Annotated in this window: 9 protein-coding genes; 2 read left to right on the top strand and 7 right to left on the bottom strand. The window is 59.4% G+C overall.

Annotated features, from left to right (window positions below; translation table 11 throughout):
• Positions 1 to 118: ArsA-related P-loop ATPase (locus ACIQVE_RS28675; protein WP_402815200.1), on the bottom strand; the 118-nt coding region annotated here is incomplete at its 3' end.
• A gap of 169 nt (positions 119 to 287) precedes the next feature.
• On the bottom strand, positions 288 to 1025 hold the full coding sequence (minC, locus tag ACIQVE_RS28670) for a septum site-determining protein MinC (protein WP_402815198.1): 738 nt from the start codon (positions 1023 to 1025) through the stop codon (positions 288 to 290).
• Between the two features lie 117 nt (positions 1026 to 1142).
• Here minC and ACIQVE_RS28665 point away from each other — a divergent pair, with 117 nt between their 5' ends.
• Together ACIQVE_RS28665 and ACIQVE_RS28660 are read left to right on the top strand one after the other, a co-directional pair.
• Positions 1143 to 2075, top strand: coding sequence for a lipid A biosynthesis lauroyl acyltransferase (locus ACIQVE_RS28665; protein ID WP_402815196.1), 933 nt, complete (start codon positions 1143 to 1145; stop codon positions 2073 to 2075).
• A 35-nt stretch (positions 2076 to 2110) separates the two neighbouring features.
• Positions 2111 to 3283 carry a patatin-like phospholipase family protein gene (locus tag ACIQVE_RS28660; protein ID WP_402815194.1) on the top strand — a complete coding sequence of 391 codons (1173 nt, stop codon included), beginning with the start codon at positions 2111 to 2113 and terminating at the stop codon, positions 3281 to 3283.
• A gap of 133 nt (positions 3284 to 3416) precedes the next feature.
• Here ACIQVE_RS28660 and ACIQVE_RS28655 read toward each other — a convergent pair whose 3' ends face one another.
• From ACIQVE_RS28655 to ACIQVE_RS28635, 5 genes are all read right to left on the bottom strand, one after another.
• A complete protein-coding gene (locus ACIQVE_RS28655; protein ID WP_402815192.1) occupies positions 3417 to 4202 on the bottom strand; it encodes an outer membrane protein OmpK in 786 nt (261 codons plus the stop codon).
• Between the two features lie 372 nt (positions 4203 to 4574).
• Entirely contained in the window at positions 4575 to 5360 is a 786-nt protein-coding gene (locus ACIQVE_RS28650; RefSeq protein ID WP_402815190.1) for an outer membrane protein OmpK, read from the bottom strand.
• Between the two features lie 158 nt (positions 5361 to 5518).
• On the bottom strand, positions 5519 to 6877 hold the full coding sequence (locus ACIQVE_RS28645) for a nucleobase:cation symporter-2 family protein (protein WP_402815188.1): 1359 nt from the start codon (positions 6875 to 6877) through the stop codon (positions 5519 to 5521).
• 309 nt (positions 6878 to 7186) lie between these two features.
• On the bottom strand, positions 7187 to 8494 hold the full coding sequence (locus ACIQVE_RS28640; RefSeq protein WP_402815186.1) for a urate hydroxylase PuuD: 1308 nt from the start codon (positions 8492 to 8494) through the stop codon (positions 7187 to 7189).
• A 50-nt stretch (positions 8495 to 8544) separates the two neighbouring features.
• On the bottom strand, positions 8545 to 8745 hold a 201-nt coding region (locus tag ACIQVE_RS28635), incomplete at its 5' end, for an ureidoglycolate lyase (protein ID WP_402815184.1).

Raw genomic sequence — 8745 nt, 5'->3', positions numbered from 1 at the left:
CGAAGTCGACGATCACTGTTTTGTGGCCGCGCAGTGCGAGGCCGGTACCGATAGCGGCGCTTGTGGTGGTCTTTCCCACACCACCCTTGCCGGATGTAACCACGAGAATCTTGGCCAAGGTGTTTCACCCCTAAGGAAGAAGGACTTTTTAGCCCCTGAAAAACATCTCTTGAAAACTACTGCAGTCGGACAGCCTTGGCTGGAATTCGGCTTGTGGCCTTTTTCCTACTTCGTTTGAGCCGTTTTCGCTACGTTTTAGAGATGCTTGGAAAATGCGGCAGTATCCGTTAAAGCCGAATGATGTTCAACACGTCGCCCGACAGGCTGACCTGTACGCCCGAGCCCCACATGGGGTCGCGACGCAAATCTTCGGAAACCTTGTAATGACCGGCGATGGAGATCAGTTCAGCGCTCAATTGCTGACAGAAAATCCTTGCCTTGGTATCGCCCTTCACGCCGGCCAGCGCACGGCCACGCATTGGGCCGTATACATGGATGTTGCCATCGGCGAGAAGTTCCGCCCCCGGACTGACCGAAGACACCACTACCAAATCGCCACCCTGGGCATATATCTGTTGGCCACCACGCACTGGCGTCGTGATGACACGGGTCGGTTTGATGGTCGGTTCCGGCGGCTTTTCCGGTTTCTTCTTGACTTCGGGTTCCGGGGTTTCCAGCGGTCGTTCACGGGCGCCGGACGGCGGCAGCACCGGGATGTCGATGGCGATGGCGGCGGCGATGTCCTCGATGCGGCTGGCGCGAATCGCCAGGGTGCGCAGGCCATGTTGACGGCACACGCGCATCAGCCCCGGCAGATCGACGGCGCCTTCGCCGGGCGGCAGTTTGTCCAGCGCCAGGACCAGCGGTGCATTGCTGAAAAAATTGGGCGCCTGTGCGACTTTGGCGGCCAGTTGCCGATCAAGGCTTTCGAGGTCGTTGCGGGACAGCTCCAGCACGGTAATGGCCAGCATGCTGCCCTTCAACTGGAACACGGGATCTTGGTCTGGCGAGTGGATTCGGCTCATATCGGCATACAACGGCTTGTCACTAAAAGTGCCGAGACTTATAACGAGAACGCCCGCGAGCCGCAAGCCGGGTCGAACGATGTAGAATGCGCGGCCACTGTATTTACGGAAGCTTTAATGGATCGCCCGCGTTTTCGAAAAGCATTTCTTGCTCCACGCTTCTGGCCGCTCTGGTGCGGTCTGGGGCTTTTGTGGCTGATCGTGCAGTTGCCGTATCCGGCGTTGCTGACCATCGGTCGAGTTTTGGGCGCGCTGATGTATCGCGTGGCCGGCGACCGGCGGCGCATCGCCAAGCGCAATCTGGAATTGTGCTTCCCGGAAAAAACCGCCGCCGAGCGTAAACGTCTGCTCAAGGAAAACTTTGCCTCGACCGGCATCGCCTTTTTCGAAATGGCGATGAGCTGGTGGTGGTCCCGTGAGCGCTTGGCAAAACTGGCGCACATCGAAGGTCTGGAGCATTTGCAGCAGGCCCAGCGCGAAGGCAAAGGCGTGATCCTGATGGCGGTGCATTTCACCACCCTGGAAATCGGCGCAGCGCTGCTCGGCCAGCAGCACACCATCGACGGCATGTACCGCGAACACAAGAATCCGTTGTTTGATTTTGTTCAGCGTCGTGGGCGCGAGCGGCACAATCTCGATTCGCTGGCGGTGGAGCGCGACGACGTGCGCGGCATGCTCAAGTTGCTGCGCTCAGGTCGGGCGATCTGGTACGCACCGGATCAGGACTATGGCGCCAAGCAAAGCATCTTCGTGCCGCTGTTCGGCATTCAGGCCGCCACTGTGACCGCGACCAGCAAGTTTGCGCGGTTGGGCAAAGCGTTGGTGGTGCCGTTCACTCAGGAACGTCTGGCCGACGGCAGCGGTTACCGCATGGTGATCCATCCGCCGCTGGAAGGTTTCCCCGGTGAGACCGAAGAGGCCGACTGCATCCGCATCAATCAGTGGGTCGAGAGCGCGCTGCGGGCGTGCCCCGAGCAATACTTGTGGGCGCATCGGCGCTTCAAGAGCCGTCCGCCGGGCGAGCCGAAGTTGTACGCCAAACGCGGTTGATTGACCCATCCCCTTAAGCACCATGGAGTGTTGCGATGAGCCCTGCTAAGCCGGTCACAGGTTTGATTCTTTCCGGCGGCGGGGCTCGGGCGGCGTATCAGGTGGGGGTGTTGGCGGCGATTGCCGAGTTGCTGCCATTGGGCGCCGACAATCCGTTTCCAGTCATCGTCGGCACCTCGGCCGGGGCGATCAATGCGGTCAGCCTGGCCAGCGGCGCCAGCGATTTTCGCGCCGCCATCGAACGCCTCACACTGTTCTGGCAGGGCTTTCGCAGCCATCGCGTGCTGCGCAGTGACTGGCCGGGCGTGATCCGTCAGGCCAGCCGTTTTGTCAGCCATAGCTTGCTCGGCATCGGGCGACAAATGCCGGTGGCGCTGCTCAACAGTTCGCCACTGCGCGATCTGCTCAATGAAAAACTGCACCTGCCCGGTATCGCCGAATCCATCGCGCGCAAGCAATTGCATGCCGTGGCGGTGACCGCGTTCGGCTACGAATCCGGGCAAGCAGTGACGTTTTATCAGGGCGGCGGGGCGATCGATGCGTGGCTGCGGCATCGACGCATTGGTGTGCCGACGCAGTTGTCGGTGGAGCATCTGCTGGCGAGTTCGGCGATTCCGTTGCTGTTCGCCCCGGTGAAGATCGGCGAGGAATATTTCGGTGATGGTGCCGTGCGCCAATCGGCGCCGATCAGCCCGGCGCTGCACCTGGGCGCGACTCGCGTGCTGGTGGTGGGCGTCAGCGGCAACCCGCGCGGGGTTGATCCGCAGCAGCCGCTGGAACGCACCTACACCGGGCAGCAGCCGACGCTGGCTCAGATCGGTGGGCACATGCTCAACAGCACGTTCATTGATAGCCTGGAGAGCGACATCGAGTTGCTGCAGCGCTTGAACCAGTTCAGCCATTTGATGCCCGCAGGCGCGCCGACCCGGGCGCTGGGCGTGGCGCCGGTGGAGGTGCTGGTGATTTCGCCGAGTCAGCCGATCGATGAGATCGCGGCGCGGCATCGCCAGGAATTGCCAGCAGCGTTGCGCTTGTTTTTGCGCGGGCCGGGTGCTACCAAGACGAGTGGGGCAGGGGTGTTGAGTTATCTGCTGTTCGAGGCGGGGTATTGCAGCGAGTTGATTGATCTGGGGCGGCGCGATGCCTTGGCCAAGCGGGAGGAGTTGTGCCGGTTTCTGGGGCTATCGGAGGCGGTGGTTCCGGCCTGAGATCGGTGGTGCGGCCATTCGCGAGCAAGCTCGCTCCCACAGGGATTTGGCGTTGATTGCAGAGTGTGCATTCAACACGAACCACTGTGGGAGCGAGCTTGCTCGCGAAGACGTCCGAGCGGACGCCGCAGCATCAGAAGTGTAACTTCACCAGGAAGTTGGTCACGCTCTGATTGGTCTTGAACGCACCGGTGTCGTCGATGCCGTACTTGTCTTTCCAGTAGTCGTATTCAACACCGACATACAACTGCTTCTCGCCATAACTCAGCGCCTTGCCCAGGTCGTATTTGACCTGTGGGTTGAAGTGCAGGTTGGCGTGGTAGTCGCCTTTGGAGTTGGAATCGTTGTCGGTCACCCAGTCCATGTAGCCGTCGATCAGGATGTTCGAATTGCCCACCGGGACGGTGTAGGACCAGACCGGCGTGATCTGCCAGACGTTGTCACCGGCGCGCGAGCCTTCGGTGTGACGCTGGTAGAAGTTCAGCTGGAAGTAGTCGAAGCCCGGGATGGCCAGGTCGAAGCCCGGACCGATCAGGTACGACTCGGAATCACCCTCGCCGAACTCGTAAGTCATCGCCAGCAGGACGTCTTTGATCGGGCCGAACTCGATCTTCTGGTCGAGCACCTTGCCCAGCGAGATGCGTGGCTGGAACTCGCCGTAGTAGGTGTTCGGGCCGTTGTTGAAGTCCTTTTCACCGTTGTAGAAGATCTTGTCGAGGAAGAAGAAGTTGTCCCCGTACTTCCACCCGTCAGCGTGCTCAAAGGTGACGGTCTGCTGGATGCGCGGGTTGACCTGGAAGTCTTTGCCATAGAGGTAAGTCAGGCTGTTGTCCTGCCATTGCAAGAGGCCTTCGGCCATGGCCTGCCCCCCGGCCAGCAAGGATCCCGCAAGCATCAGGCTGGTGCACATACGTTTCATTCGGTTGCTCCCAAAGTTGGTGTTCCACGTTTATTTTTTTTGATCGGCGCTCTGGTGTGGCGCCTTTTTTCGTTGCTGCAAAAGTCATCCGATCGGTCAGCTTCATTGCTGTTAGCAAGAGCTGCGCCAAGGCTTTTCGAAAAGCAAAAAAACACCCTTCGGCTGCTGAAAAACAGTCGATTGAGCGTGTTTTCGGGATGCCTCGGTACTGACCGGAGCCTGGGTAAGTTGGCTTTTCGGTCAGGAATTAAATTCGGGCTTTTTTTTAGACCGAATTCAAGAGGCCGCGGAGAATACTGACTCCTCGGCCAGCTCTCAAGTGCCCCGCAACAGAGCACCGACGACAGGCATGGGGCACGGTTGCGGGCCATCTTAGAAGTGCACCTTCACCAGCAAGCTGGCGGTGTTCTGATTCGTGTCGAGGTTAGGGCTGTTTTCGACGCCGTATTTGTTCTTCCAGTAGCTGTATTCGGTGCCGACGTACAGCTGTTTCTGACTCCAGCCCAGGGCTTTGCCCAAGTCATATTTGATCTGCGGATTGATGTGCAGGTTGGCGTGGTAGGTGCCGCGCGAGTTCTCGTCATTGTCGACCACCCAGTCGAGGTAGCCGTCGATCAGCAGATCGGAATTGCCCACGGGAATGCTGTAGGACCAGCCGGGTGTGATCTGCCAGACGCCATCGCCGGGGCGCGGGCCTTCGGTCTGGCGGCGGAAGATGTTCAGGGTGACGTAGTTGAAGCCCGGCACTTTGAGGTCGAAGCCGGGGCCGATCAGGTAGGCCTCGCTTTCGCCTTCGCCGTATTCATAGGTCATCGCCAGCAAAACGTCCTTGATCGGGCCGAACTCGATTTTCTGGTCGAAGATCTTGCCGAACGAGAAGCGCGGGGTGAATTCACCGTAGAAGGTGTGCGGGCCTTTGTTGCGGTCTTCCTGGCCGTTGTAGAAGATCTTGTCGACGAACAGAAAGTTGTCGCCGTACTTCCACTTGTCGGCGTGCTCGAAGGTCACCGTCTGCTGGATCGACGGGTTGATCGCGAAGTTCTTGCCGTACAGGTAGCTGAGGCTGTTGGTCTGCCAGAGCAATAAATCGCCGGCCATGGCCTGGGATGCGGCGAGCAGACCGCTGCTTAATAGCAAACTCGATTGCGTGCGAATCATCTGTTGCTCCCTCTTGTTTTTATTTTTCAGGCGCAGAGCTGTTGCTTCCTGTGGGAGTGAGCTTGCTCACGAAGGGGGCTTCAGCTTCAACATCATCGTTGGCTGATACACCGCTTTCGCGAGCAAGCTCGCTCCCACAGGTTTTGTGGTGACTTCGATTAATGCGAGTGCGCGTTGCAGTCGTTGATCGCCGCGCGCTCGGCACCGCCAAGAATGTTGAACAGCAGATTCAGCGTCAGCGCGCTGAGCGTTGCCATGGCGATACCGCTGTGGGTGATCGGGCTCATCCACATCGGCAGATGCGCAAAGAACTCCGGACGCACCACCGGGATCAGGCCCATGCCGATGCTCACCGCCACCAGCAATTGGTTGCGACGGTCACCGATGTCGGCCTCCTGGAGAATCTTGATCCCGGTTGCAGCGACCATGCCGAACATCGCAATCGCTGCGCCGCCGAGTACTGCTGGAGGAATCGACGCCACCAGGAACGCGGCTTTGGGCAGCAGGCTCAAGACGATCAGCAAACCACCGGCGACGATGGTCACCGAACGGCAGCGCACGCCGGTCATCTGCACCAGGCCGATGTTTTGCGCGAAGGAGGAGTGGGTGAAGGTGTTGAAGAAACCGGCGAAGAACGAGGCGCCGGCATCGCACAGCAAGCCGCGACGCAGCATGCGCGGGCAGACTTCCTGACCGGTGATTTTGCCCAAGGCGAGGAACATCCCGGTGGACTCGACGAAGATGATCACCACCACCAGACACATCGACAGGATCGGTGCCAGTTCAAACTTCGGCATGCCGAAATGCAGCGGAGTGACAAACTGAACCCATGGCGCTGAGGCCATGCCGCTAAGGTCGACCATGCCGAGCGCGCCGCAGAGCACGTAACCGAAGCACATGCCGATCAGCACGGAAATGTTCACCCAGAAACCACGCATGAAGCGGTGGACCAGCAGGATGGTGGCCAGCACCAGTGCGGCAATGGCCAGATAAATCGGTGAACCGAATTGTTCGGCATCAACGCCGCCACCGGCCCAGTTCACGGCCACGGGGAACAGCGACAAACCGATCGAGGTGATGACGGTGCCCGTTACCAGCGGTGGGAAGAACCGTACGACCTTGGACATGAACGGCGCGATGATCATGCCGAAGAATCCGGCGGCGATGGTTGCACCGAAGATGCCTTGCAGACCGATACCGGGCATTCCGGCCATGGCGACCATGCTGCCGACAGCGGCAAAACTGGCGCCCATCATCACTGGCATGCGAATGCCCATCGGGCCGATACCCAGCGACTGCACGATGGTGGCGATACCGGCGACCAGCAGGTCGGCGTTGATCAGGAAGGCGATTTCTTCACGACTCAGGCCAGCGGCCTGTCCAATGATCAGCGGCACCGCGATGGCACCACCGTACATCAGCAGAACATGTTGCAAACCGACCAGGATCAGTTGCAAAAGGGGCAAACGCTGAATGGCGGGTGCGTCGGGGATGCGCGCTTTGGACAGCTCGGACATGCAACACCTCGGATCTTTTTATTCTTGTGATTAACAGCTGCCGGGTGGCTCACAGCTGTTTCTTTGCATCAATTGTGGCGAAGGAGCTTCCTGTGGTCAGTGGCTTACTGTGGCGAGGGGATTTATCCCCGTTCGGCGGCGAAGCCGTCGCAAACCCGATAATCGCGTTCTGCCTGATGTACTGCGATTACCGGGTTTGGGGCTACTTCGTAGCCCAACGGGGATCAATCCCCTCGCCACAGAGAAATCCATCGCCGCAGGAAATCCCTTCACACCAAAAGCCCGCTTTAAACAGGCTTTTGGTGTGGCTTAGTTGGTCTGGGCTCCCTGGGCGATCCATGCACCGATCAGGTCACGTTCCTGCTGGGTCATCTGTGTGATGTTGCCCAGTGGCATGATCTGCGTGGTGATGGCTTGCGCCTGGATGCGCGCCGCGTTCAGGCGGATCTGCTCAGGGGTGTCGAGCATCACGCCGGCCGGAGCTGCGCTGAACAACGGGCTGGTTGGTTTGGCCGAGTGGCAAACCGTGCAACGTTCCTGGATCACCGTGTGAACCTTGTCGAAACCCTGGCCGGCGTTGGACGCCTGGGTCGGAGCTGCGGCGGCAGGTGCAGCAGGTGGCGCCGCTTCAGCCGGTTTCAAGCCACCGCCCACTGCAGTTTCCGGCAATGGCTGGTACTCGATTTGCGCTGGATTCTTGGCCACTTCCGGTGCGGCAGGCATCGGCGCAGGGCCGGTGACGTACGCCAGAGTGATCATGCCAACGGCTGCAACAGGCAGCGTCCAGGCAAACTTGTGGCTGTCGTGACGGGTGTTGAAGTAGTGACGCACTAACACTGCAAACACCGCGATCCCGGCCAGGATCAACCAGTTGTACTGGCTGCCATACGTGCTCGGGAAGTGGTTGCTGATCATGATGAACAGCACCGGCAAGGTGAAGTAGTTGTTGTGACGCGAACGCAGCAAACCTTTGGCCGGCAGCGCCGGATCCGGCGTGCGGTTTTCGGCAATCGCCGCGACCAATGCACGTTGCGCCGGCATGATGATGCGGAACACGTTACCGACCATGATGGTGCCGATGATCGCGCCGACGTGCAGGTACGCACCACGACCGCTGAACACTTTGCTGAAGCCATACGCCGCGCCAATGATCAGCACGAACAGGATGAAGCCGAGCAGGGCAGGACGTTTGCCTAAGGCCGAGTCGCAGAGGAAGGAGTAGACGAACCAGCCGACGAACAAAGAGGCGATGCCCAGGGAAACACCTTCAGGACCGGTCAGGCTGCTGCCCGGTGCCAGCAGGTACAGCGTCGGATTGTAGTAGAACACCACGCACAGCAGCGCGATCCCCGACAACCAGGTGAAGTAGGCTTCCCATTTGAACCAGTGCAGGTTGTCCGGCATGGTCGGGGGAGCCAGTTTGTATTTTTCCAGGTGATAGATGCCGCCACCGTGGATCGCCCACAGATCACCGGCCAGCCCGGTTTTCGGGTTGACGCGGTTGAGGTTGTTCTCCAACCAGACGAAATAGAACGACGCGCCGATCCAGGCCACGCCAGTAATCATGTGAACCCAGCGCACGCTCAGGTTCAGCCATTCCAACAGATGTGCTTCCACAGTCTTTACCTCTCGCCTGTCACTCTGTTGTCGAGTGATCAGACCTTCTCTTATTGGTGGGGGGCGAGGATCAAACGCTCATCCTCTTTGAAAAAATGCTCATCGCAGTTATTGCCTGTGCCACTGCGATCAACCACCAGGAAGTCATCCCGCTTTTCGATCGTCAGCACCGGATGGTGCCAAACGCCGCGATGGTAATTAATGCCCTGCCTGCCGTTGGTGACGAAGGCGCGGACCAAGCCTGATACAGG

The sequence above is a fragment of the Pseudomonas sp. NPDC098747 genome (assembly GCF_044760045.1).
GTDB lineage: Bacteria > Pseudomonadota > Gammaproteobacteria > Pseudomonadales > Pseudomonadaceae > Aquipseudomonas.
This window is presented reverse-complemented; position numbering and strand designations above follow the sequence as displayed.